The following is a 25,097-nucleotide window of genomic DNA, read 5'->3' on the forward strand; positions in this document are numbered from 1 at the left end:
GGCGTGACGGGTGATTTTCAGACTGCCAACGGCGCCCAGCCACCCCCGATGAGAGTCGGCAGTCCGAAAATCACCCAGCCCCCGCAGCACCCACCCCCTCCACCGCCCCCGGCGTCACCCACCCTCCCGAAAGCCCCCACCCCCACAGAAGCCCCGCGCAGCGGCCCCCTTTCACCGAGGCACCACCACCTCCCCCGCCCCGAAAACCCGCCGATCCCCACACCCCCGCTCCCCCACCGGACAAGCCCCCGCCGCCGCCACCGCCAACAACTCCGCCAACCGCGCCGACCCGAAGTCCGGATGCAGCGCCGCCGCGACCGCCACCGCCCCCGTCACGTGCGCCGCCGCCATCGAGGTGCCCGCCAGCACCGCGTACTGCCCGCCCGGCCAGTCCGAGACGATCGCCCCCTGCGCCCCCGCGTCCGGGTCCCCGCCCGGGGCGGCCAACGAGACCAGCCCCCGCCCGTAGTTGGTGTAGGAGGACGGCCGCCCGTCCCGGTTGACGGCGGTGACGGTGACCACGCCGGGCAGTTGGCCGGGCAGCCGGATGCACTCGGCGCCCAGGTAGCGGGTCCGGGCCGGCCCGGAGACCCGGTCGTTGGGACTGCGCTCGTCGGTCCGGGCGGCGCCGAGGTCCTGCCCGTCGTTGCCGGCCGAGGCGACCACCACCGCGCCCTTGCGCTGGGCGTAGGCGACGGCCCGGCCGACGGCGGCGATCAGTGCCGCCTGGTCCCGGTCCTCGGGGCAGTTGTACTTCCACGGGTCGGCGAAGTAGCTGTCGTTGATCGCCTTGGCCCCGTGGTCGGCCGCCCAGAGCATCCCGCAGACGATGTTCTCCGCGTAGTACTGCCCGAGCGGCCCGAGCAGCCGGACGGCGGCGATCCGCACTCCGGGGGCGACCCCGGTGACGCCCTTCCCGTCCCGGCCCGCCGCTCCGACGATCCCGGCGACGTGGGTGCCGTGCCCGCTCTCCCCGACCCCGGGGTCGGGCCGCCAGGAACCGGCCCGGGCGTCCGGCCGCCCGTCGGCGCAGGAGGCCGAGGCCTTCGGGTCGACGGCCGTCCGCAGGTCCGGATGGGTGTCGTCGACGCCGGAGTCGAGCACCGCGACCAGCACCTTGCGCATCGCCTCCGCGCCGGGGGCGCCCCCGGCGCCGTCGCCGGCCCGCCCCGCTCCGGCGTGCACCGCGGCGAGGTTCCACGCACCGCCCTCCCCCGGGTCGGGCACCGTGACCGTCCCCCCGTCCCACCCCTCCGACGCCCTACGCACCGTCCCGTCCTCCCCGTCCTCCGCCGGGCCACCGGCCACCCCGTCCACGGCCGGGCCCCCGGCCACCCGGTCCCCCGCCCCCGAGCCCCCACGCCGGCCCCCCGCCGCGAAGTCCCCGGCCCCGTCCACCGCCCGCGGCGGCCCCAGCACCGGCGTCGTCCGGGTCGCCCCGACCGCGGCGATCCCGGGCCGGGCCCGCACCCGCTCGGCGAAGCCGTCGGTCGCGTACGCCAGCACCGCCCCGATCTGCGGGTACTCCTGCACCACCTGCCCGCCCGCCGCCCGGCTCTCCGCCCCGGCCCGGGCGGCACCCGCGGCATCGGCCCGCCCGGCCAGCACCAGGTAGCTGAGGTACGTCCGCCCGGGCCCGGACCCGTACGGCACGGCGCCGCCCAGCACCAGGGCCGCGAGCAGCATCGCGAGCAGCGCCCCCACCGGCCCGCGGACCCTGCGACGGCCCCCGCGGCGACGGATCCCGCGCCTGCCGACGGACCCGCCGGGCCGATGCGCCTGCGCCATCCCACGCTCTCCGCTCGTCGGTCCGGTGCGCCCGCACTGCTGCGGCCGCGGTCACGAATTGATCACGCGCCCGATTCATCACCATATGAGCGGTTCATCATTCCTGCCCCCGCAGTTCCCCCGACTCCCCCGACTCCCCCGACTCCCCTAGCTCCCCCGACTCCCCCGACTCCCCCGACTCCCCCGACTCCCCCACCCGGCCCGCAGCCCACCCCGCCCCCACCCCACTTGTCAGTCCCACCCGGCACCATGGGGGCATGGCGCCCCCACCCCCACCCGCCGACACCCCCCACCCGGACGACCCGCTGGCCGGCTTCGCCCCCACCACCCGGGCCTGGTTCACCGGCGCCTTCCCCGCCCCCACCACCGCCCAGGCCGAGGCCTGGCGCGCCATCGGCCAGGACACCGACGTCCTGGTGGTCGCCCCGACCGGCTCCGGCAAGACCCTCGCCGCCTTCCTCTCCGCCCTGGACCGGCTCAGCAGCACCCCGCCGCCCGCCGAGCCCAAGCGCCGCTGCCGGGTGCTCTACGTCTCCCCGCTGAAGGCCCTCGCGGTGGACGTCGAGCGCAACCTGCGCGCCCCGCTGACCGGCCTGCGCCAGGCCGCCGTCCGGCTGGGCCTGCCCGAGCCCGAGGTCCAGGTCGCGATCCGCTCCGGCGACACCCCGGCCGCCGACCGCCGCCGCTTCGCGACCCACCCGCCGGACATCCTGATCACCACCCCCGAGTCGCTCTTCCTGCTGCTCACCTCCGCCTCCCGGGAGGCCCTGCGCGGAGTGGACACGGTGATCCTCGACGAGGTGCACGCGGTCGCCGGCACCAAGCGCGGCGCCCACCTCGCGCTCAGCCTGGAGCGACTGGACGAACTGCTGGACCGCCCGGCCCGCCGGATCGGCCTGTCCGCGACCGTCCGCCCGGTCGAGGAGGTGGCCCGCTTTCTCAGCCCCCGGCGCGGCGCCACGGTGGTCCAGCCCGCCGCCGCCAAGGAGTTCGACCTCTCGGTGGTCGTCCCCGTCCCCGACCTGGACGACCTCCCCGTCGCCCCGGCCACCGGCGGCGCGGCGGGCTCCGACCCGCAGCGCCAGGCCTCGATCTGGCCGCACGTCGAGGAGCGGATCGTCGACCTGGTCGAGGCGCACCGCTCGACCATCGTCTTCGCCAACTCCCGCCGCCTGGCCGAACGCCTCTGCAACCGGCTGAACGAGATCGCGTACGAGCGCGCCACCGGCACCGCCGCCCCCGAGGCGCACGCCCCGGCCGAGCTGATGGGCGGCTCGGGCGCCGCCAAGGGCGCGCCCCCGGTGATCGCCCGCGCCCACCACGGCTCCGTCTCCAAGGAGCAGCGCTCCCTGGTCGAGGAGGAGTTGAAGGCCGGCCGGCTGCCCGCCGTGGTCGCCACCTCCAGCCTGGAGCTGGGCATCGACATGGGCGCGGTCGAACTCGTCGTCCAGGTCGAGTCCCCGCCCTCGGTGGCCTCCGGCCTGCAACGGGTCGGCCGGGCGGGCCACCAGGTCGGCGCCGTCTCGACCGGCGTCTTCTTCCCCAAGTACCGGGGGGACCTGGTGCAGTCCGCCGTGGTCACCGAACGGATGCGGGCGGGCCGGATCGAGGCACTGCGCGTCCCGCGCAACCCGCTGGACGTGCTCGCCCAGCAACTGGTCGCGATGACCGCCCTGGACGCCTGGCCGGTGGACGACCTGCTCGCCGTGGTCCGCCGGGCCGCGCCCTTCGCCACGCTCCCGCAGTCCGCCTTCGACGCCGTGCTCGACATGCTGGCCGGCCGCTACCCCTCGGACGCCTTCGCCGAGCTGCGCCCCCGGGTGGTCTGGGACCGGGTCACCGGCACGGTGACCGGCCGCCCCGGCGCCCAGCGGCTGGCCGTCACCTCCGGCGGCACCATCCCCGACCGCGGCCTGTTCGGCGTCTTCATCGCCGGCTCCACCGCCGCCGGGGGCAAGAGCGGCGGGAAGGGCGGCGGCCGGGTCGGGGAGCTGGACGAGGAGATGGTCTACGAGTCCCGCGTCGGCGACGTGTTCACCCTCGGCACCACCTCCTGGCGGATCGAGGACATCACCCACGACAAGGTGCTGGTCACCCCCGCCCCCGGCGTCCCCGGCCGGCTCCCGTTCTGGAAGGGCGACACCCTCGGCCGCCCGCTCGAACTCGGCCGCGCCCTCGGCGCGTTCACCCGCGAGCTGGGCGCCCTCCGGCCCGCCGAGGCCACCGAGCGCCTCAAGCGGGCCGGCCTGGACGACTGGGCCGCCGCCAACCTCCTCGACTACCTCGCCGAGCAGCGCGCCGCCTGCGGCCACCTCCCCGACGACCGCACCATCGTGGTCGAGCGCTTCCGCGACGAACTCGGCGACTGGCGGATCGTCATCCACTCCCCCTTCGGCGCCCAGGTGCACGCCCCCTGGGCGCTCGCCCTCGGTGCCCGGCTGCGCGAGAAGCACGGCCTGGACCCGCAGGTCATGCACGCCGACGACGGCATCGTGCTGCGCCTCCCGGACGCGGACCTGCTCGCCCCCGACTTCGACTTCGCCGCCCCCTCCGCACCGACCGGTCCGGCCGCCGACGAGGCCCCGGTCGGCGCCGACGCCGCCCTGTTCGAGGCCGCCGAGATCGAGCAGCTGGTCACCGAACAGGTCGGCGGCTCCGCCCTGTTCGCCTCCCGCTTCCGCGAGTGCGCCGGCCGCGCCCTGCTGCTGCCGCGCCGCAGCCCCGGCCGCCGCACCCCGCTCTGGCAGCAGCGCCAGCGCGCCGCCCAACTGCTCGAAGTCGCCTCCGAGTACGGCTCGTTCCCGATCGTCCTGGAGGCCGTCCGGGAGTGCCTCCAGGACGTCTTCGACGTCCCCGGACTGGTCGAGCTGATGGGGGACCTCGAATCCCGGGCGGTCCGCCTGGTCGAGGTCACCACCCCCGAGCCCTCCCCCTTCGCCCGCTCGCTGCTGTTCGGCTACGTCGCCCAGTTCCTCTACGAGGGCGACTCCCCGCTCGCCGAGCGCCGGGCCGCCGCCCTCTCGCTCGACTCCCGGCTGCTCTCCGAACTCCTCGGCCAGGCCGAGTTGAGCGAGCTGCTCGACCCCGGGGTGCTCGCCGAACTGGAGGCCGAGCTCCAACGCCGCACCCCCGAGCGCCGGATCAGGGACGCCGAGGGCGTCGCCGACGCGCTGCGCCTGCTCGGCCCGCTCACCGAGGCCGAGTTGACGACCCGCGGCGCCGAGTCGCTGTGGGCCCTGGAGCTGGAGGCCGCCCGCCGGGTGATCCAGGTCCGGATCGCCGGTGAGCAGCGCTGGGCCGCGATCGAGGACGCCGGACGGCTGCGCGACGCGCTGGGCACCCCGCTGCCGGTCGGCGTCCCCGAGGCCTTCACCGAGCCGGTCAAGGACCCGCTGGGCGACCTGCTGGCCCGGCACGCCCGCACCCACGGCCCCTTCACCGCCGCCGAGGCCGGTGCCCGCTACGGCCTCGGCACCGCCGTGGTCACCGGCACCCTGCAACGGCTCACCGCGGCCGGCCGGCTGGTCCAGGGCCAGTTCAGGCCCGCCGGCCACCCCGACCCCGAGCGGCACCCCGCCCCCGAGCGGCCCGCCACACCCGAGTGGCACGCCGCCGAGTGGTGCGACACCGAGGTGCTGCGCCGGCTGCGCCGCCGCTCGCTGGCCGCCCTGCGCCAGGAGGTGGAGCCGGTCCCGCCGCGCGCCCTGGCCGCCTTCCTCCCGCAGTGGCAGCACCTGGCCGGCCACCGGCTGCGCGGCCCGGACGGTCTGCTCCGGGTGGTCGAACAGCTCCAGGGCACCGCGCTGCCCGCCTCCGCCCTGGAGAAGCTGATCCTCCCGGCCCGGCTCGCCGACTACTCCCCCGGCCTGCTGGACGAACTGACGGCGGCCGGCGAGATCGGCTGGTGCGGCGCCGGCGCGCTGCCCGGCAAGGACGGTTGGCTCTCCCTGCACCTGGCCGAGAACGCCCACCTGCTGCGCCCGGAGCCCGTCCCGCCGGCGCTCACCCCGCTGCACAGCGCCCTGCTGGAGGCCCTGGCGGGCGGCTACGGCCTGTTCTTCCGCCAGCTCGTCCAGCAGTTGCCGCCGGAGACACCGGAGCCGGCGGTGGTCGAGGCGCTCTGGGACCTGGTCTGGGCCGGTTGCGTCACCAATGACACGCTCGCCCCGATGCGCGCCCTGCTCGGCTCCGGCCGGACGGCCGGTGCCACCGCCCACCGCGCGCCCCGGGCCACCCCGCGCGGCCGCTACGGCGGTGCGGGCCGCGCCCTGGGCCGGCCCGGCGGGGCCCTGCGCAGCGGCCCCCCGACGGTGGCCGGGCGCTGGTCGCTGCTGCCCGCGCCGGCCGCCGATCCGACGGTCCGGGCCACCGCCCGGGCGCAGAGCCTGCTGGACCGGCACGGCCTGCTCACCCGGGGCACGGTCGCGGCCGAACGGGTGCCCGGCGGCTTCGCCGGGGTGTACCGGGTGCTCGCCGCGATGGAGGAGCGCGGCCGGGCCCGTCGCGGCTACTTCGTCGAGGGCCTGGGCGGTGCCCAGTTCGCCGTGGAGGGCGCCGCCGACCGGCTGCGCTCGGTCAGCGGCCGGCTGGAGCGGGCCCGGGCCGCCGAGTGGCCGGCCGCGCCGGCCGCCGAGCCGCCGCAGCTGCTGGTGCTGGCCGCCGCCGATCCGGCGAACGCCTACGGTGCCGCGCTGCCCTGGCCCGAGCCGCCCGCCCCGCGGTCGGAGGCGGGGGCCAAGGAGGCCGGGGCGCACCGCCCGGGCCGCAAGGCGGGTGCCCTGGTGGTCCTGGTGGACGGCGAGCTGGTGCTGTACGTGGAGCGGGGCGGCAAGTCCCTGCTGTCCTGGACGGAGGACGGCGCGACGCTGTCCGCCGCCGCCGGGGCGCTTGCCGGGGCGGTCCGGGCGGGCGCGCTCGGCAGCGTCACGGTCGAGCGGGCCAACGGCGAGCCCGCGCTGGGTTCCGAGCTGGGCCGCGCGCTGGAGGAGGCCGGCTTCCACGCCACCCCGCGCGGTCTGCGGCTGCGGCCGTGACGGCCCGGGGCGGGTGAGCAGCACGGAGGCCGCGGAGTCAACGACCCCGCGGCCTCCGTGCACGTCCGTTCACCCGATCGGTGGCGGCGGTGCCTCCACCCGGCCCACGGCCGCCGCCGGGCGGCGGCGCACCGGTCCGGTGGCGTTCCGGTCGGCGTGGACCGGAATGAGACCGAGTCCCCAGCCGCCGGCCGCCAGCAGACCCAGCACGGCGCCGTCGGCCAGCTGGCCCCGGACGGCCACCAGCCACCAGGCGAGCCCGGCCGCGAGGGCCACCAGGACCCACCGGGCGGGCCAGGGCACCAATCGCCGCGCCCGCAGCCGTATTCGGGCCACCGTGCGCACCGTCGCGACTCTTCGCACGACCGCCCTCCTCCGCTCGCCCCGGGCATCGGAGCAGCCCGGGTGTCGAGGCCGGATTCAGGCGGCGACCACGTCCATCGCGGCGGACTTGGGCGACATGGTCGCCCGGTCGGCGCCGGGGGCGGGCAGCGGAACCGGTTCGAGTACCGGCCTCAGCAGATCACCTTCGGAGAGGGTGGCCATCGCCGCAAGTTCGGCGAGCGACAGTTCGTCGCTGACCTCGCGCATGACCTCGGACATCCGGACGTCGAGTGCGTCGCAGATGGCGGAGAGCAGCTCCGAGGAGGCCTCCTTCTGTCCCCGCTCGACCTCGGAGAGGTATCCGAGCGAAACCCGTGCGGCCGCCGACACCTCGCGGAGTGTGCGGCCCTGGCGCTGGCGCTGCCGACGCAGTACATCGCCCAGTAGGCGACGGAGCAGGATCATCGGTGCCTCCCTCCTCGGACTGCGGATCGAGATGTCACGCCCCCACCGTACCGCCTTGCCCGCTTCGCGTGCGGGGACCCTGGTCGTGTTCACTCTGGGCTGCAAGGCCGTCCCCCTCCTTGTTCCGGTGTCGTACCCGGGTTCGCGGGCCCCTCGTGGTACCCGACCTGGCCCACCCGGCCACCGTCACGCAACTCGTTCGCCACCTGGTTTCTGCCCAACCAGGCCGTTGGATGTAACACGATCCTCCGGCCGAGCCGTCCCCACGGGCAGGTCCGGCCTATCACGGCCCGGTGGAGATCCGGCCGCGGGCGGCTAGGACCGGGCCCGGCCGCTGAGCCGGCCGGCGAGCAGTTCCAGTGCGGCGGTCACCGCCCCGTGACGGATTGTGGCACGAGCGCCCGACAGCAGGGGCGAACTGACCAGAGTTCCGCCCGGGCCGGCGACCGCCAGGTGTACCGTGCCCACCGGCCGCCCGTCCTGCGGCTCCGGACCGGCCACCCCGGTCGTCGCGAGCCCGTAGGTGGCGCCCAGCAGTCCGCGGACGCCCTCGGCCATCTGTCGGGCCACCACCGGGTGGACCGGACCGTACACGTCCAACAGGCCCTCGTCCACACCGAGCACCGAGGCCTTCAGCTCGGTCGCGTACGCCGTGACCGAGCCGCGGAAGGTCGCCGACGCCCCGGGGACGTCCACCAGCGCGGCGGCCAGCAGGCCCCCGGTGAGCGACTCGGCGACGGCCAGCGTGCCGCCCTCCGCCCGCAGCGCGGCGTGCACCCGCTCGGCCAGCTCGTAGTCCGTCACCGGGCCCCCGTTCCCTAGCGGTCCGCGCGCTCCGCGGCCGCACCCTCACGGCGCAGTCGCAGCGCCTGTCCGATGTAGTCGAGCGCGGTCCCGACGGTCAGCAGCACCGCCAGGCCCATCAGGCAGGCCCGCCCGGTCGCCAGCCAGCCGGTCAGCGGCAGCACGTACATGCCCACCGCGGTGCCCTGGGTCAGCGTCTTGAGCTTGCCGCCGCGGCTGGCCGGGATGACCCCGTAGCGGATGACCCAGAAGCGCATCAGCGTGATGCCGAGCTCCCGGGCCAGGATCACCGCGGTGACCCACCAGGGCAGGTCGCCGAGCAGGGAGAGCCCGATCAGCGCGGCGCCCATGATCGCCTTGTCGGCGATCGGGTCGGCGATCTTCCCGAAGTCGGTGACCAGCCCCTTGCGGCGGGCGATCTCCCCGTCGAACAGGTCGGTGATCATCGCGATCGCGAACGAGGCCCAGGCCACGGCCCGCCACTTCGGGTTGTGCCCGTCGTCGGCGAACAGCAGCGCCACGAAGACCGGCACCAGCAGCACCCGGACCATGGTGAGCACGTTGGCGATGTTCCAGACGCCCGGCGCCGTCGGCAGGGCGGCCGCCGGTCTGCCCGGGTGGGCCGCGGCCGGGGCGCCGGGCCCCTTGGTCATTCCCCGGCTCCCGGAGCCTCGGCCCCCGCGGTCCCGGGCACGCGCACCTGTTCCAGCGCCTCGGCGATCAGGTCGACGCCCTCGCTGGCCACCACGGTGGCCCGCCAGAACTGCCCGACCCGCGGGTCCTCGACGCCGTGCAGGGTGGTCAGGCCGTCGGTCTCCGGGGCCTGGTGGGCGGCCCGGCCCTCGACCACGCCGTCCTCGATCGACTCGATCAGCACCTCGACCTCGGTGCCGATCCGCTGCTCGGCCCGCTGGGCGGTCATCTCCTCGGCGAGCCGGCTCAGCCGTGCCAGCCGGTCGGCGACCACGTCCTCGGGCAGCTTGCCGTCGTAGGTCGCCGCCTCGGTGCCGTCCTCGTCGGAGTAGCCGAAGACGCCGATCGCGTCCAGTCCGGCGTGGGTGACGAAGCGCTCCAGCTCGGCGAAGTCCGCCTCGGTCTCACCGGGGAAGCCGACGATGAAGTTGGACCGGGCGCCGGCCTGCGGGGCCTTGTCCCGGATGGTCCCCAGCAGCTGCAGGAACTGGTCGGTGGAGCCGAAGCGGCGCATCCGGCGCAGCACGGCGGGCGCCGAGTGCTGGAAGGACAGGTCGAAGTAGGGCACCACGTCGGTGGTCCCGGTCATCGCGTCGATCAGGCCGGGGCGCATCTCGGCGGGCTGCAGGTAGGAGACCCGCACCCGCTCGACGCCCTCGATCACGGAGATCTCGCCGAGCAGCGTCTCCAGCAGCCGGATGTCACCGAGGTCCTTGCCGTACGAGGTGTTGTTCTCGCTGACCAGGACGACCTCGCGGACGCCCTGCCCGGCCAGCCACTGGGCCTCCTGGAGCACGTCGGAGGGGCGGCGGGAGATGAAGGAGCCGCGGAAGGCGGGGATGGCGCAGAAGGAGCAGCGCCGGTCGCAGCCGGAGGCGAGCTTGACCGAGGCGACCGGGTTGTCGTCCAGCCGCTTGCGCAGGGTGCGCGGGCCGGAGGCCGGGGCGAGGCCCTCGGGCAGGTCGCTGATCGGCTCGGCGGCGGCCTCGGCGCCGTGGCCGGGCAGCGCGACGGCCTCGGCGGCGGACTGCCGCTCGGCCGGGCTGATCGGCAGCAGCTTGCGGCGGTCGCGCGGGATGTGCGGGGCGTGGTGGCCGCCGGAGAGGATGGTCTGCAGCCGGTCGGAGATGTCGGAGTAGTCGTCGAAGCCGAGCACCCCGTCGGCCTCGGGCAGCGCGTCGGCGAGCTCCTTGCCGTACCGCTCGGCCATGCAGCCGACCGCGACGACGGCCTGGGTACGGCCGTGCCCCTTGAGGTCGTTGGCCTCCAGCAGGGCGTCGACGGAGTCCTTCTTGGCGGCCTCGACGAAGCCACAGGTGTTGACGACGGCGACATCGGCCTCGGCGGCATCGTCGACGAGCAACCAGCCGTCGGCTTCCAGTCGCCCGGCGAGTTCCTCGGAGTCCACCTCGTTGCGGGCGCATCCGAGCGTGACAAGGGCGACAGTGCGGCGTTCAGGCATAGGCCCAAGATTAACGCGCGGCCTCCGGTGCCGTTCGCCCCGGAGGCCGCGTGCCTTCGATCAGCTGATCATCGACGGCCCCGGCGGGCCCTGTGGTCAGCCCGCCTGCGGGTCTCCGGGGGTGTACGTGACGTGCACCACCTGGCCGTCCTTGCCGAGGACACCGAGGTCCTTGCCGTTGACGTACGCGTGCACGGCCCCGCCGTTGCCGAGCACCAGCTTGATCTGCTTGGGGTCGGTGAAGGTCTGGTCCTGGCCGTCGCTGATGTTGTTCTGGAACAGCGACTTGCCGCTGCCGTCGGTCGCCGAGACCCAGCTGGTGCCCTCGGCGACCAGCTTCACGGTGACCTTGTCGGCCGGGACGGCGGCGATCGCCGCGGCGCTCGGCACGGGGGCCGGGGGCTGGACGGTCGGGGTCGCCGCGGCGACCGAGCCGGTGCCGGAGCCGCTGGGCAGCGGCGCGCTGGCGGTGCCGGTGCCGGTGTGGCCGCTCTTGCCGCTCACCAGGTTGAAGCCGATCAGCGCGACCACCGCGACGATCGCGGCGACCATGGCCGCCGCCCAGTTCGGCCGGCTGCGACCGGGCACCTTGATCGGGCCGCTGTCGATCAGCTGGGTGGCGGGGCGCCTGGAGGCCGGCGAGCCGCCGTGCGCGGCGTCGTAGCGGGCGACCAGCTCCTCGCCGTCCGCGCCGACCGCGTGGGCGATCGCGCGGATGTGCCCGCGGGCGTAGAAGTCGCCGCCGCAGCGCCCGAAGTCGTCCTCCTCGATGGCATGGACGATCGGCACCCGTACCCGGGTGGCGGTACTCACCTGGTCCACCGTGAGTCCCGCCTCGATCCGGGCGGCGGACAGCACCCGGCCGATGCTCGGGGCATCGGCCGCCTGCGCCGCGTCGTCGGTCGGCTCGACGGACGACGGGGCGGTCTCGCGGTCGGAGGACTTGCCGATGGTCACGGGGCACGCCTTTCGAGCGGATGGCCACCTGCTGGAGAACAGTCTAGGGGCGTGGGCGGATCGTTTCTCAAGCGGAACGGGCCCGAATGCGCGTGCCCGCTCCGGCCGGGGTCCGGCCCCCGCTGACCGGTCGTCAGCGGAGGTGCGCGTCAGGACCCAGGGGGCGCTTTCCGGCCTGTGACGCGGCGTACCGGTATTCGGTTCCCCACACCGCGCCTACCCTCCTCCGAACGAGTGAACCCACCCGGCCCGGGAGGGCCGGGAGGCTCAGCCCCGCAGGGTCAGCAGCACCCCGTCCAGCTCCTCCGGCTTCACCAGCACGTCCCGGGCCTTGGAGCCCTCGCTCGGGCCGACGATCCCGCGCGACTCCATCAGGTCCATCAGCCGGCCCGCCTTGGCGAAGCCGACCCGGAGCTTGCGCTGGAGCATGGAGGTCGAACCGAACTGGGTGGAGACCACCAGCTCGGCCGCCTGGATCAGCAGGTCCAGGTCGTCGCCGATCTCCTCGTCGATCTCCTTCTTCGGCCCGCCCCCGACCGTCACGTCGTCCCGGTAGACGGCGCTCAGCTGGTCCTTGCAGTGCTGCACGACCCTGGCGATCTCCGCCTCGGTGACGAACGCCCCCTGCATGCGGATCGGCTTGCTGGCGCCCATCGGCAGGAACAGCGCGTCGCCCTTGCCGATCAGCTTCTCCGCGCCGGGCTGGTCCAGGATGACCCGGGAGTCGGCCATCGCGGAGGTCGCGAAGGCCAGCCGGGACGGCACGTTGGCCTTGATCAGACCGGTGACCACGTCCACCGAGGGCCGCTGGGTGGCGAGCACCAGGTGGATGCCGGCCGCCCGGGCCAGCTGGGTGATCCGGACCACCGAGTCCTCGACGTCGCGCGGCGCGACCATCATCAGGTCGGCCAGCTCGTCGACGATCACCAGCAGGTACGGGTACGGCCGCAGCTCCCGCTCGCTGCCCAGCGGCGGGGTGACCTTCCCGGCCTTCACCGCCGCGTTGAAGTCGTCCACGTGCCGGAAGCCGTACGCCGCGAGGTCGTCGTAGCGCATGTCCATCTCGCGCACCACCCACTGGAGGGCCTCGGCGGCCTTCTTGGGGTTGGTGATGATCGGCGTGATCAGGTGCGGGATGCCCTCGTAGGCGGTCAGCTCGACCCGCTTGGGGTCGACCAGCACCATCCGGACCTCGTCCGGGGTGGCCCGGGCCAGGATCGAGGTGATCAGGCAGTTGATGCAGGAGGACTTGCCCGCGCCGGTCGCGCCGGCCACCAGGATGTGCGGCATCTTGGCGAGGTTGGCCATCACGGTGTGGCCCTCGACGTCCTTGCCCATGCCGACGACCATCGGGTGGGTGTCCTCGGCGGCCGTGCGCGAGCGCAGCAGGTCGCCGAGGTTGACCATCTCGCGGTCCCGGTTGGGGATCTCGATGCCGACCGCGGACTTGCCCGGGATCGGGCTGATGATCCGCACGTCCGGGCTGGCCACCGCGTAGGCGATGTTCTTGGCGAGCGCGGTGATCCGCTCCACCTTGACCGCCGGGCCGAGCTCGACCTCGTAGCGGGTGACCGTCGGGCCGCGGGTGAAGCCGGTGACCTTCGCGTCCACCTTGAACTCGGCGAAGGTGCTGGTGAGCTGGGCCACCACCTCGTCGTTGAGGGCGCTGCGGGCCTTGGCCGGGCCGCCGCGCTCCAGCAGGTCGAGCGAGGGCAGCGCGTAGGTGACGCCCTCGCCGAGCTGGAGCTGCTCCATCCGCACCGGCGCCGGGCCGTGCTCCGCGGGCGCGCCCGGTCCGGCGCTGCGGGCGGCCGGGACGGCGGGCTCCTCGGGCGGCGCGGTGAGGTCCTTGACCTGGTGCATCATGTCCGCCACCGCGGAGGAGGCGGGCACCCCGTAGACCAGCGCGCCGTCCAGGTCGGCGGCCGCGCCGGCGGCCAGGTCCCGGGTGGCGTACGGGTCCAGCGGCTCCTTGTCCAGCGAGACCCGGTGGGCCTCCGGCGACCCGTCGGACCCGTCCTCGACGTCCGCCCGGCGCCGACGGCGGCGCCGGCGGGCGGCCACCTCGTCGGTCGGGTCGTCGGCGGCGGTGTCCACGGTGAAGGGCAGCGCGTCGGGGTCGGCGTCCTCCGGCGGATCGGTGGACGGCTCGTGCTCCGGCGTGCGCCCCCAGCGCAGTTCGTCCTCGGGCCCGGGCTCGATCACCCCGAGCCTTATCGCGCCCCCGCGCAGCCGCTCGCCGATCCGGTTGACCGGGGTGGCGGTGACCACCAGCAGGCCGAAGAAGGCCAGCAGCAGGAGCAGCGGCACGGCCAGCACCGCGCCGGCGGCGGCCATCATCGGGGTGGACGCGGCCCAGCCGATGATCCCGCCGGCCGCCCTTATCCGGGAGGCGCCGCTGCCCATGGTGGGCGCGCCGCAGCCGATGTGGACCAAGCCGAGGACGCCGACCAGCAGGGTGCTCAGCCCGATCACGATCCGGCCGTTGGCCTCCGGCAGCTCCGGGTGGCGCCAGAGCCGGATCGCGATCCCGGCCAGCAGGAACGGCACCAGCACGTCGAGCCGCCCGAACAGCCCGGACACCACGGCGGTGGCCGCGCCGTTCAGCCAGCCCTCCGAGCTGAACCAGGTGCCGCCCGCGACCACCAGCGCGAGGCCGAACAGCAGCAGGCCGAGCCCGTCCTTGCGGTGGTCCGGGTGGAGGTTCTTGGCCCCGTCGCCGACTCCGCGGAAGATCGCGGCGATCGGGCTCGCCAGCGCGTTGAGGAGGCTCATCAGCCCCGAGCGGCGCGGCGGAGCCGGCGGCGCCGACCTGGCCGCCGCCTTCTTCGCGGGGGCCCGGCGGGCGGCCGCCTTCTTCGCGGGCGGCTTGCCCGGGGACTTGGCCGCGGCCTTCTTGGACGGTCCCGGACTCGGTTTGCGTGCGGCGTTTCCGGGCGTACGAGTGGCCATGGGTCAGCAGCCTACCGGGGCGGGCGACCAGTGCCCATGCGGCCGAGCCGGGGCGCCCCGACGTGTCGCAGACACTCCGTCACGCTGACCGGGTTTCACCCGGACGCACCAGCGGGCCACTCGGACGGGTGAACCCGCCGTCGTACACCTACGTGCTGCCGGGGCGCATCGCGTCCAGGGCCCGGCGCAGGCCGGCCAGCTTGCGCTCCAGGTGCGCCGCGGTGGCGGCCACCCCGGCGTCCTCGGCGCCGTCCAGCTGCTTGCCCAGCGCCTCCGCCTGCTCCTCGACCGCCGCCAGCCGCGCGGACAGCTCGCCGAGCAGCGCCCCGCCGAGGGCCGGCTCGCCGCCGCCCGCCTCCAGTTGCAGCCGCAGCAACGCGGCCTGCTCCTTCAGCTGGCAGTTCTTGACGTACAGGTCGACGAAGACCGAGACCTTGGCCCGCAGCACCCACGGGTCGAAGGGCTTGGAGATGTAGTCCACCGCGCCGGCCGCGTAACCGCGGAAGGTGTGGTGCGGGCCGTGGTTGATCGCGGTGAGGAAGATGATCGGGATGTCCCGGGTGCGCTCGCGGCGCTTGATGTGGGCGGCGGTCTCGAAGCCGTCCATCCCGGGCATCTGGACGTCCAGCAGGATCACCGCGAAGTCGTCGGTCAGCAGCGCCTTGAGCGCCTCCTCGCCGGAGGCGGCGCGCACCAGCGTCTGGTCCAGGGCGGAGAGGATCGCCTCCAGCGCCAGGAGGTTCTCCGGCCGGTCGTCGACCAGGAGGATCTTCGCCTTCTGCATCGGGGCTCGCCCTCCTGTCGCCTGCCTGCCGCCCGGTGTAGGCACCCGCGTACTGCCCACCGCTACCCCGGTCATGCTAGCCGCACCCCCTCGCCCGGCACATCGCTCCGTCGTGACCCGATCCGGAACGGCGCGCAGCCAGTGCTCCGGCGCACGCTCAGCAGCGTGTCGCCGTCCGGTCACTGTTCGCAACGCTCGGTGACCCTACCGGGTTCCCGGGCCCGACCGCCAGCAAACCGACCGACCGACCGGCGCGAAGCCCGGGGCCCGCCCCGGGCTTCGCGCCCGCCGCCGTCGTCACGCGCGGTCCGCGTTCAACCACTCGGACATCACCGCCAGCAGGTGGTCGGTCTCCACCGGCTTGGTGATGTGGTCGGTGGCGCCCGCCTCCAGGGACTTCTCCCGGTCGCCCTTCATCGCCTTGGCGGTCAGCGCGATGATCGGCAGACCGGCGAACTGGGGCATCCGGCGGATCGCCTCGGTGGTCGCGTAGCCGTCCATCTCCGGCATCATGATGTCCATCAGGACCAGCGCCACGTTCTCGTGCTGCTCCAGCATCTCGATGCCCTCGCGGCCGTTCTCCGCGTACAGCACGGTCAGCCCGTGCTGCTCCAGCACGCTGGTGAGGGCGAACACGTTGCGTACGTCGTCGTCCACGATCAGCACCTGCTGGCCGTCGAAGCGGGTGTCGCCACGGGCCGGCCGGGGCTGCTGGACCGGCTCCACCGCCCGGGGGGCCGCGGCGCTCTCCAGGGCGGCGCTGCGGCGGCGCTCCACCGCACCGCGACGGCGCTCCTCGGCCAGCTCCCGGACCTCCTGGGCCCAGTGGTCGGCCGGGCTTTCGCCGACCGGCACCGGCAGGCCCACCGGGGTCACCCCGACCGAGGCGCGCAGCACCGGCTGGTTCGCCGGGCCCGGGCGCTCGGCCGGCCGCTCGGCGGCGTCCGGGGCGTCGGTGCGCAGCGGCAGGTAGAGCGTGAAGGTCGAGCCCTTGCCCAGCTCGCTCTCGGCGTGGATCTCGCCGCCGAGCAGCCGGGCGATCTCCCGGCTGATCGACAGGCCGAGGCCGGTGCCGCCGTACTTGCGGCTGGTGGTGCCGTCGGCCTGCTTGAACGCCTCGAAGATCTCCCGCAGCTTGTTGCCGGGGATGCCGATGCCGGTGTCGGAGACGGAGAAGGCGATCAGCTCGTCGTCCGGGCCCTGGATCGAGCCGAACTCCAGCAGCCGCTCCCGCACGTGCTGGGGGACGTCCCGGCCGGCCGCGCTGATCGAGAAGTCGACGCCGCCGGTGTCGGTGAACTTCACGGCGTTGGAGATCAGGTTGCGCAGCACCTGCTGGAGCCGCTGCTCGTCGGTGTGCAGGGTCACCGGCAGGGCGGGCGAGACCCGCACCGCGAAGTCCAGGTTCTTGTCGAGGGCGACCGGCTGGAAGGTAGCCTCGACGTAGTCGACCAGCTGGACCAGGGCGATCCGGGCCGGCCGGACGTCCATCTTCCCGGCCTCGACCTTGGACAGGTCGAGGATGTCGTTGATCAGCTGGAGCAGGTCGGAGCCGGCGCCGTGGATGGTGTCGGCGAACTCGACCTGCTTGGGCGACAGGTTGCCCTCGTTGTTGTCGGAGAGCAGCTTGGCCAGGATCAGCAGCGAGTTGAGCGGGGTGCGCAGCTCGTGCGACATGTTGGCGAGGAACTCGCTCTTGTACCGGGAGGCCAGCGCGAGCTGCTCGGCGCGCTCCTCCAGGACCTGCCGGGCCTCCTCGATCTCGCTGTTCTTGATCTCGATGTCACGGTTCTGCTGGGCGAGTTGCTCGGCCTTCTCCTGCAACTCCTCGTTGGTACGCTCCAGTTCCTCCTGGCGCGCCTCCAACTCAGCCGACCGCATCGAGAGTTCGGCGGTCAGTCGCTGGGACTCCAGCAGCAGGCCCTCGGTCTTGGTGTTGACGCTGATGGTGTTGACGGTGACCCCGATCAGATCGGCGATCTGGTTCAGGAAGTCCAGCGCGACGGTGGTGAAGGAGCTGAAGGTGGCCAGCTCGATCACGCCCAGCAGCCGGCCCTCGAACAGCACCGGCAGCACCACGATGTGGGTCGGCGAGGCCTCACCGAGACCGGAGGCGATCTTGAGGTACCCGGGCGGTGCCTCCTTGACGATGATCGCCCGCTTCTCCACCGCCGCCTGGCCGATCAGCGACTCGCCCGGCCGGAAGGTGGTCGGCATCGCCCGCCGCTGGTAGCCGTAGCTGCCGATCAGCCGCAGCACGGTGTCGTTCTCGTCGTCGTCCTCGGTGATCAGTTCGGCGGTCCGGCCGGCCGGCTGGGCCAGGAAGAAGGCGCCGTGCTGGGCGGAGACCACCGGGGTCAGCTCGGTCATGATCAGCGAGGCGACCGCCTCCAGGTCCCGGCGGCCCTGCAGCAGGCCGGAGATCCGGGCCAGGTTGGTCTTGAGCCAGTCCTGTTCCTGGTTGGTGCGGGTGGTCTCGCGCAGGTTGGCGATCATCTGGTTGATGTTGTCCTTGAGCTCGTCGAGCTCCCCCGCGGCGTCCACGTCGATCCGCAGGCTCAGGTCGCCCCTGGTCACCGCGGTGGCGACCTGGGCGATCGCGCGCACCTGCCGGGTCAGGTTGTTGGCCAGCTCGTTCACCGACTCGGTGAGGTCCTGCCAGGTGCCGTCGACCCCGGGCACCCGGGCCTGGCCACCGAGCCGTCCGTCGGTCCCCACCTCGCGGGCGACCCGGGTCACCTCGTCGGCGAAGGCCGACAGCTGGTCGACCATGGTGTTGATGTTGGTCTTGAGCTGGAGGATCTCGCCGCGGGCGTCGACGTCGATCTTCTGCGAGAGGTCGCCGCGGGCGACCGCCGTGATCACCAGCGCGATGTTGCGGACCTGGCCGGTGAGGTTGTTGGCCATCTGGTTGACGTTGTCGGTCAGGTCCTTCCAGATGCCGGCCACGCCCGGCACGCTCGCCTGACCGCCCAGGGTGCCGTCGGTGCCCACCTCGCGGGCGACCCGGGTGACCTCCACCGCGAACGCGGACAGCTGGTCGACCATGGTGTTCAGGGTCCCGGCGAGGGTCGCGATCTCGCCCTGGGCGTCGATGGTGATCTTCTTGGAGAGGTCGCCGCGGGCCACCGCGGAGGCGACCTCGGCGATGTTGCGCACCTGTCCGGTCAGGTTCGACGCCATGAAGTTGACGTTGTCGGTCAGGTCCTTCCAGATCCCCGACACCCCGCGCACCCGGGCCTGACCGCCCAGGATGCCCTCGGTGCCCACCTCGCGGGCAACCCGGGTCACCTCGTCGGCGAAGGCCGACAGCTGGTCGACCATCGTGTTGACGGTCGTCACCAGCTCCAGGATCTCGCCCCGGGCGTCGACGGTGATCTTCTTCGAGACGTCGCCGCGCGCCACCGCCGTGGTCACCTCGGCGATGCTGCGGACCTGGATGGTCAGGTTGTTGGCCATCAGGTTGACGCTGTTGGTCAGGTCCTTCCAGGTGCCGGACACCCCGGGCACGCTCGCCTGCCCGCCGAGGATCCCCTCGGTGCCGACGTCCCGGGCGACCCGGGTCACCTCGTCGGCGAACGCGGACAGCTGGTCCACCATCGTGTTGATGGTGTTCTTCAGCTCCAGGATCTCCCCGCGCGCGTCCACCTGGATCTTCTGCGAGAGGTCGCCCTTGGCGACCGCGGTCGTCACCTGGGCGATGTTGCGCACCTGATCGGTGAGGTTGTTCGCCATGAAGTTGACGTTGTCGGTCAGGTCCCGCCACACCCCGGCCGCCCAGGGCACCTGGGCCTGGCCGCCCAGCCGCCCCTCGGTGCCCACCTGGCGGGCCACCCGGGTCACCTGCTCGGCGAAGCCGGAGAGCTGGTCCACCATCGTGTTGATGGTGTTCTTCAGCTCCAGCATCTCGCCGCGCGCGTCCACCTCGATCTTCTGCGAGAGGTCACCGCGCGCCACCGCCGTGGTCACCTGGGCGATGTTGCGCACCTGGCCGGTCAGGTTGTCGGCCATGAAGTTCACCGAATCGGTCAACTCCCGCCACACCCCGGCCACGCCCGGCACCTGCGCCTGACCGCCCAGCCGCCCCTCGGTCCCGACGTCCCTGGCCACCGTGGTGACCTGCGCCGCGAAGCCGTTCAGCTGGTCCACCATCGTGTTGACGGTGTTCTTCAGCTCCAGCATCTCGCCGGCCACGTCGACGGTCACCTTGCGGGACAGGTCGCCCTTGGCCACCGCCGTGGTCACCTGGGCGATGTTGCGCACCTGCGCGGTGAGCCGGCCCGCCATGGTGTTGACCGAGTCCGCCAGGTCCTTCCAACTGCCCGACACGCTGCGGACCTTGGCCTGACCGCCGAGCTTGCCCTCGGTCCCCACCTCACGGGCCACCCGGGTCACCTCGTCGGTGAACTCCGAGAGCTGGTCCACCAGTCCGTTGACCGTCCGGCCGATCTTCAGGTACTCGCCGCGCAGCGGGTGGCTCACCCCGTTGCTGTGCAGCGAGCGCAGCTCCATCTTCTGGTCCAGGTCGCCCTCGGCGATCGAGCTCAGCACCCGGCCCACCTCGGCCATCGGACGGGCCAGGTCGTCGATCAGCGCGTTGCAGTTGTCGACCGCCGCCATCCAGGCGCCCTCGCCCGCGCCGGTCTCCAGCCGCTCGTTCAGCCGGCCCTCCCGACCCACCGCCCGCCGCACCCTGGCCAGTTCACCGGTCAGGTGCTGGTTGCGCTCGGCGACCTCGTTGAACACCGCGGCGATCTCCGCCAGCGGCCCGTCCCCCGGCACGGTCAGCCGACGCCGGAAGTTGCCGTCCCGCATCGCGGTCAGCGCCGCCAGCAGCTTGCGCAGCTCGGCCGGCTCCGCGCTGCGGTTGTGCCCTGACCGCCGGCCCGCCGCGATCCGCGGCACGGCCCCGGCCCGACCGCCGCGCGGCGCGGGCGGCGTCGTTCCGGTGGCGTCCTTGGTTGCGTCCTTGGTGGCCGAACTCAACGGGCCCCTCCCACATCGTGTGAACTGTCCGGTGACCGCCGCGCCGGAACGGCGCGGGCCCGGGCACCGGCCCGGCTGGGCTGCACACCGGCCGACCCTCGCGGCCCACCGGCACCCCCACGACCGTACTGCTCCCACCGGCCGTCGCGGACCCCCCAGTCTGGCAGCACTGGCGCCGGGTATACGGCCGGTTGCGCCCGGTTGTCCCCGCACCGTCCGAAACAGGTGGGCAGAATCACCCTCAGGTGCCTGTTTCACGGCCCCGCCCCCACGGGGAACCAAGCGGAAAGTAGGGTGGAGCGCTGCACCGGGCCACGACCCGACCCCAGCGCCGCCGCTCACCCCGGTCGACGCCCCCGGGGAGGTCGGCGCCGCGCCCCGGACAGTCAGGGCCAGAGCAGCAGAGGAGAAGTGGCAACGTGGTCACCGCGCGCGCAGCCGCCACCTTCGACCCCGACGGCCGGTCCGCGGCCACCGCCCGGGGCTTCGTCCGGGACGCGCTGCTCGGCTGGGGCCTGCCCGAGGTCGTCGACGACGCCGTCGTGCTGGTCAGTGAGCTGGTCACCAACGCCGTCGTGCACGCCGGCACCGCCGCCGAGGTCTGCTGCCTGCGCGAGGAGGAGACCGTCCGGATCGAGGTCACCGACCACCATCCCGAGCGCGGCCTGCCCTCGCTCGGCGACGGACCGGTCGCCGCCTCCGACCGCTACGCCGACCCCGACGGCGAGGGCGGCCGCGGCCTGCTGATGTGCTCCGCCCTCGCCGAACGCTGGGGCGTCGAGTACGCCGCCGGGCAGAAGACCGTCTGGTTCCGCCTCGCCCTGCCCGCCCACGTGGCCGGCACCCGCTACGCCGTCCCCGCCACCCCCGGCAGCGACCTGCCCAGCGGCCCCGGCCCGGTGCACGTGGCCGTCGTCCAGCTCGACGAGGACGGCCGCGTCCTGGCCTGGAACCCGGACGCCGAGGCCCTCTTCCGGCACCCCGCCACCACCGTCCTCGGCCGCCCCTGGGCCGACCTCGCGGTCTGGCCGCAGTCCCCCGGCCGCGGCCTCGGCCTCACCGACACCCTCCGGCTGGCCCGCTGGGAGGGCGGCTACGCGGTGCGGCGGCCCGACGGCGAGGAGGTCGAGGTCTACGGCGTCCAGGTCCGCGTGCGCGACACCGAGGGCGTGCCCTCCACCCTCTGTCTGCTCGTCCTCGAAGCCGACCGCGCCGTCCTGCGCTCCCCCGCCCGCGCCCTGCCCGGCGAACGGCCCGACCCGGCCGGCCCCCGGCTCGACCTGCTGGCCGGCCCGGTCGCCACCGACGACCTCGACACCCTGCTCCAGCGCACCGCCGAACGCGCCCGCGACCTGCTCGACGCCGACGCCGCCTACCTGCTGCTCACCACCGACGACGAGACCGAGTTCGAGGTCCGCGCCGCCACCGGCCTGCCCGCCGGGCACCGCCGGCACGCCCGCTTCCCGGTGGGCACCGGCAACCGCTACGACTCCGCCCGGCTGCCGTCGGTGCACGAGGACCTCGCCGCCCGGCCGACCGGCCTGCCGCTGCTCGCCGACAGCGGCATGCGCTCCCTGGTCACCGTCCCGCTCAAGGTCGAGGGCCGCCTGATCGGCTCGCTCGGCATCGCCACCACCGCCCCCGGCCGCTACGACAACGAGGACGCGCTGCGCCTGCAGTTCGCCGCCGACCGGGTCGCGCTGGCCGTCGAGAGCACCCGGCTGACCGAGCTCGAACGACTGCGCCGCGGCTCGCTCTCCTTCCTGGTCGAGGCCTCCGACCTGCTGGCCGGCACCCTCGAACACGAGCAGACCCTCGCGCTGATGGCGCAGATGGCCGTCCCCACCCTCGCCTCCTGGTGCGCCGTCTACACCAACGGCGACCACAGCTCCTCGGCCGGCCTCGCCTTCGTCCTGCACGAGGACGAGGACCGCATCGACCCGCTGCGCGACCTGCTCGACAAGACCCCCTCCCCCGAGGCCGGTCCGACCCACGGCGTGCGCTTCTGGACCGGGCCCGCCGAGACCGCCGAGGGCGGCGGCCTCACCGACAGCCCCGAACTCGCCGGCCTGCTCGGCGAGACCGTCGTCCTGCCGCTGACCGCCCGCAACCGGGTCATCGGGCTGCTCGCGCTCGGCGTCCCGGCCGGCGTGCGGTTCCGCCAGGAGATCCTCGAACTCGCCGAGGACCTCTCCCGCCGGGCCGCCCTCGCCCTCGACAACTCCCGGCTCTACTCCGAGCGCACCGCCACCAGCCAGGCCCTGCAACGCAGCCTGCTGCCGCCGGACCTGCCCGAGATCCCGGGCGTCGAGGTGGACGTCTACTACCAGGCCGCGGGCGAGGGCAACGAGGTCGGCGGCGACTTCTACGACCTGTTCACCATCCGCGAGGGCACCTACGGCTTCGCCATCGGCGACGTCTGCGGCACCGGCCCGGAGGCCGCCTCCGTCACCGGCCTGGCCCGGCACTCGCTGCGGCTGCTCGCCCGCGAGGGCCTGGACGCCCCGCAGGTCCTGCGCCGGCTCAACGCGGCCATCCTGGACGAGGGCGCCCGCAGCCGCTTCCTCACCCTGCTCTACGGCGAGCTGACGCCCCGCCCGGACGGCAGCACCGAGCTGTCCCTGGTCTGCGCCGGCCACCCGCTCCCGCTCCGCCTGCGCACGGACGGCCAGGTCGACCGGGCCGCCACCCCGCAGCCACTGCTCGGTGTCATGGAGGACCTCGAACTCACCGCCGAGCACCTGGTGCTCTCCCCCGGCGAGGTACTGCTCTGCGTCACCGACGGCGTGACCGAACGCCGCGAGGGGCGGCGGATGTTGGGTGACGACGGCCTCGCCGAGGTGCTCACCGGCTGCACCGGCCTGACCGCCGGCGCGGTCGCCATGCGGGTGCAGCGCGCGGTCGAGCGCTTCGCCCCGGAACCGCCCTCCGACGACATGGCGATCCTGACCCTGCGGGTGCCGACCCAGCGTCAGTCGTGAGCGTCGTCAGCCACGAGCCTCATCAGTCATGAGCATCCCCCACAACTGACGCCGTCACGAATTGTTATCTTCACAAGGGTACAAGCAAGCGGTGCCGGGTACACCGATCTCGCCGGGGAATCCCCCGGCGAGGACGTGACCAGCGGCTCTCCGCCGGCCCATCACTTCTGACCTCACTTCTGACCGCTGCCCGCGCCGGCCCTCCGCCGGCCGCCCTCGGCGCGGTCGCGCGCACCCCCGTCACCGAACACACCAAGCGTCACTGCGCCCTGCGCGCGCCCAGAGTGAAAGGAGCCTCCGGTGAGCAACGACGCTACCGGGGCCACGAACGCCCGCTCCACCGGAGCCGACGCGGGTAACCTCGGCTACCTCGCCCTCGGCCTCACACTTCTCGCCTACGGTCTGCTCTCCACCGGGATCCTGCACGGCGCCGGTGTCGGGGACGCGACCCACCTCGCCCACATCCTCGGCGGCGTCACCCTCTTCATCGCGGGCCTCTGGCAGCTCCGCCGCGACGAGGGCTTCACCGGGACCGCCTTCACCAGCCTCGGTGCCTTCTGGGCGACCTGGTCGGTGGCGGGCGGCGCCGGCAAGAACGCCGTAGGCCTGTTCCTGCTGCTGTGGGCCCTGCTCGCCCTCAGCCTGACGGCCGCGAGCTGGGGCGCGGGCCTGGTCAACCGGGCCGTCTACGGCCTGTTCACGGTCTCCCTGGTGCTGAGCGCGATCGCCGTCCTCGGCGGCTACGGCGGCCTCGGCAAGGCCGCCGGCTGGGTCGCCGCCGTCGCCGGGCTCGCCGCCTGGTACCGGGCCACCTCCGCGCTGAGCAACGGCTCCTGGGGGAAGGTCGCCCTGCCGGTCAAGTGACCTGCCTGGGCCGGTCCTCGGCACCGGCGCGGGGTCGGAGCTCCGTCGTCCCGACGGGGCGCCGGCCCCGCTGCCGTGCCGCCGACACCCGGGCCGCCGACGCCAGGACGGCGTAGGCGAACAACAGGATCGCGACCGCGACGATGCCGTCCGCCCAGAAGTGGTTGGCCGTCACCACGACCACCGCGACCGTCAGCACCGGGTGCAGCAGCACCACCCAGCGCAACGGGCTCCGCGACACCCGCACCACCGCGACCGCCGCCAGCACGCACCAGGCGACGTGCACCGACGGCATCGCCGACAGCTGGTCGGCCACCACCACGCCGCCGACCGCACCGCCGTACACCGACTGCCCGTACTCCGCGGCCACGTCGACGAACCCGCTCTGCGGCAGCATCCGCGGCGGCGCCACCGGGACGAACTGCACCAGCAGACAGACCGCGGTCGTGATCACCACCGTGTTGCGCACCCACGCGTAGCGCTCCCGGTGGCGCACGAAGACCCAGAGCAGTACGCCGAGCATCACCGCGAAGTGCATGACCGCGTAGTAGTAGTTCGCCAGTCGCACCAGCAACGGGTGGGGCGTGACCGCCGCCTGCCAGGAGGCCTCGTCCGGCAGGCCGATCGCCCGCTCGGTCCGGTGGATCCAGCCCGCCCGGTCCAGCGCGTGGTCGGTGCTCATCACCGACAGGTGCCCCACCAGCTGCCAGAGCGCGAACAGCGCCAGCAGCGTGCCGGCCTCCCGCAGCAGCGCCGACACCCCCGGTTTCCGGACCCTCGCGGCGGCGTACGCACCTCCGTAGAGGACGACGGCGGCACCCCCGGCGGTCTGCCAGGTCAGGGTCAGGTTCTGCATTGGCAGAGGGTAACGCAAAAAGCCCCCCTCCCGAATGGGAGGGGGGCTTTTTGGAATGATTGTTCGGCGGCGTCCTACTCTCCCACAGGGTCCCCCCTGCAGTACCATCGGCGCTGTGAGGCTTAGCTTCCGGGTTCGGAATGTAACC

General features: G+C 73.9%; 14 protein-coding genes and 1 rRNA gene. 3 read left to right on the forward strand and 12 right to left on the reverse strand.

The genetic code is table 11. The features are described from left to right. Positions 1-171 precede the first annotated feature (171 nt). Complete coding sequence (locus AB0O91_RS39415; RefSeq protein WP_363443766.1) at positions 172-1,704, reverse strand: S8 family serine peptidase; 1,533 nt, start codon at positions 1,702-1,704, stop codon at positions 172-174. A 341-nt stretch (positions 1,705-2,045) separates the two neighbouring features. Here AB0O91_RS39415 and AB0O91_RS39420 point away from each other — a divergent pair, with 341 nt between their 5' ends. Further along, positions 2,046-6,821 carry an ATP-dependent helicase gene (locus AB0O91_RS39420; RefSeq protein ID WP_363443769.1) on the forward strand — a complete coding sequence of 1,592 codons (4,776 nt, stop codon included), beginning with the start codon at positions 2,046-2,048 and terminating at the stop codon, positions 6,819-6,821. 69 nt (positions 6,822-6,890) lie between these two features. On the opposite strand, the gene AB0O91_RS39425 is transcribed toward AB0O91_RS39420, so the two are convergent. From AB0O91_RS39425 to AB0O91_RS39465, 9 genes are all read right to left on the reverse strand, one after another. Beyond that, positions 6,891-7,184, reverse strand: coding sequence for a hypothetical protein (locus AB0O91_RS39425; protein WP_363443772.1), 294 nt, complete (start codon positions 7,182-7,184; stop codon positions 6,891-6,893). Positions 7,185-7,241: 57 nt separating this feature from the next. Continuing rightward, positions 7,242-7,610, reverse strand: a complete 369-nt coding sequence (locus AB0O91_RS39430; protein ID WP_329924326.1) for a helix-turn-helix transcriptional regulator — start codon at positions 7,608-7,610, stop codon at positions 7,242-7,244. Positions 7,611-7,925: 315 nt separating this feature from the next. After that, complete coding sequence (locus tag AB0O91_RS39435; RefSeq protein ID WP_363443776.1) at positions 7,926-8,414, reverse strand: CinA family protein; 489 nt, start codon at positions 8,412-8,414, stop codon at positions 7,926-7,928. 14 nt (positions 8,415-8,428) lie between these two features. Next, complete coding sequence (pgsA, locus tag AB0O91_RS39440; RefSeq protein ID WP_363443779.1) at positions 8,429-9,067, reverse strand: CDP-diacylglycerol--glycerol-3-phosphate 3-phosphatidyltransferase; 639 nt, start codon at positions 9,065-9,067, stop codon at positions 8,429-8,431. After that, the gene (gene rimO, locus AB0O91_RS39445) at positions 9,064-10,569 is read right to left on the reverse strand and encodes a 30S ribosomal protein S12 methylthiotransferase RimO (RefSeq protein WP_363443782.1); all 1,506 of its coding nucleotides are present in this window, start codon (positions 10,567-10,569) and stop codon (positions 9,064-9,066) included. The genes pgsA and rimO overlap by 4 nt, the downstream gene beginning before the upstream one ends. 96 nt (positions 10,570-10,665) lie before the next feature. Continuing rightward, positions 10,666-11,526, reverse strand: coding sequence for a RodZ domain-containing protein (locus AB0O91_RS39450; protein ID WP_363443785.1), 861 nt, complete (start codon positions 11,524-11,526; stop codon positions 10,666-10,668). A 267-nt stretch (positions 11,527-11,793) separates the two neighbouring features. Beyond that, positions 11,794-14,478 carry a DNA translocase FtsK gene (locus AB0O91_RS39455; RefSeq protein WP_363443788.1) on the reverse strand — a complete coding sequence of 895 codons (2,685 nt, stop codon included), beginning with the start codon at positions 14,476-14,478 and terminating at the stop codon, positions 11,794-11,796. Between the two features lie 148 nt (positions 14,479-14,626). After that, entirely contained in the window at positions 14,627-15,262 is a 636-nt protein-coding gene (locus AB0O91_RS39460; protein WP_363443791.1) for a response regulator, read from the reverse strand. A 297-nt stretch (positions 15,263-15,559) separates the two neighbouring features. Next, a complete protein-coding gene (locus AB0O91_RS39465; RefSeq protein ID WP_363443801.1) occupies positions 15,560-20,107 on the reverse strand; it encodes a HAMP domain-containing protein in 4,548 nt (1,515 codons plus the stop codon). Positions 20,108-20,667: 560 nt separating this feature from the next. Between AB0O91_RS39465 and AB0O91_RS39470 the strand changes: the two genes are divergently transcribed. After that, positions 20,668-23,229 (forward strand): SpoIIE family protein phosphatase, encoded by a 2,562-nt coding sequence (locus AB0O91_RS39470; RefSeq protein WP_363443794.1) that lies wholly within the window; start codon positions 20,668-20,670, stop codon positions 23,227-23,229. Positions 23,230-23,529: 300 nt separating this feature from the next. Next, positions 23,530-24,093: an acetate uptake transporter gene (locus AB0O91_RS39475; protein ID WP_363443796.1), complete on the forward strand. Its 564-nt coding sequence runs from the start codon at positions 23,530-23,532 to the stop codon at positions 24,091-24,093. Here the strand turns inward: AB0O91_RS39475 and AB0O91_RS39480 are convergent. Together AB0O91_RS39480 and rrf are read right to left on the reverse strand one after the other, a co-directional pair. Continuing rightward, entirely contained in the window at positions 24,086-24,949 is an 864-nt protein-coding gene (locus AB0O91_RS39480) for a phosphatase PAP2 family protein (RefSeq protein WP_363443799.1), read from the reverse strand. The two genes, AB0O91_RS39475 and AB0O91_RS39480, sit on opposite strands and share 8 nt — an antisense overlap. Before the next feature lie 61 nt (positions 24,950-25,010). Beyond that, a 5S ribosomal RNA gene (rrf, locus tag AB0O91_RS39485) occupies positions 25,011-25,097 on the reverse strand; the annotation flags it as partial.

The sequence above is a fragment of the Kitasatospora sp. NPDC089797 genome (genome assembly GCF_040684795.1).
GTDB lineage: Bacteria > Actinomycetota > Actinomycetes > Streptomycetales > Streptomycetaceae > Kitasatospora.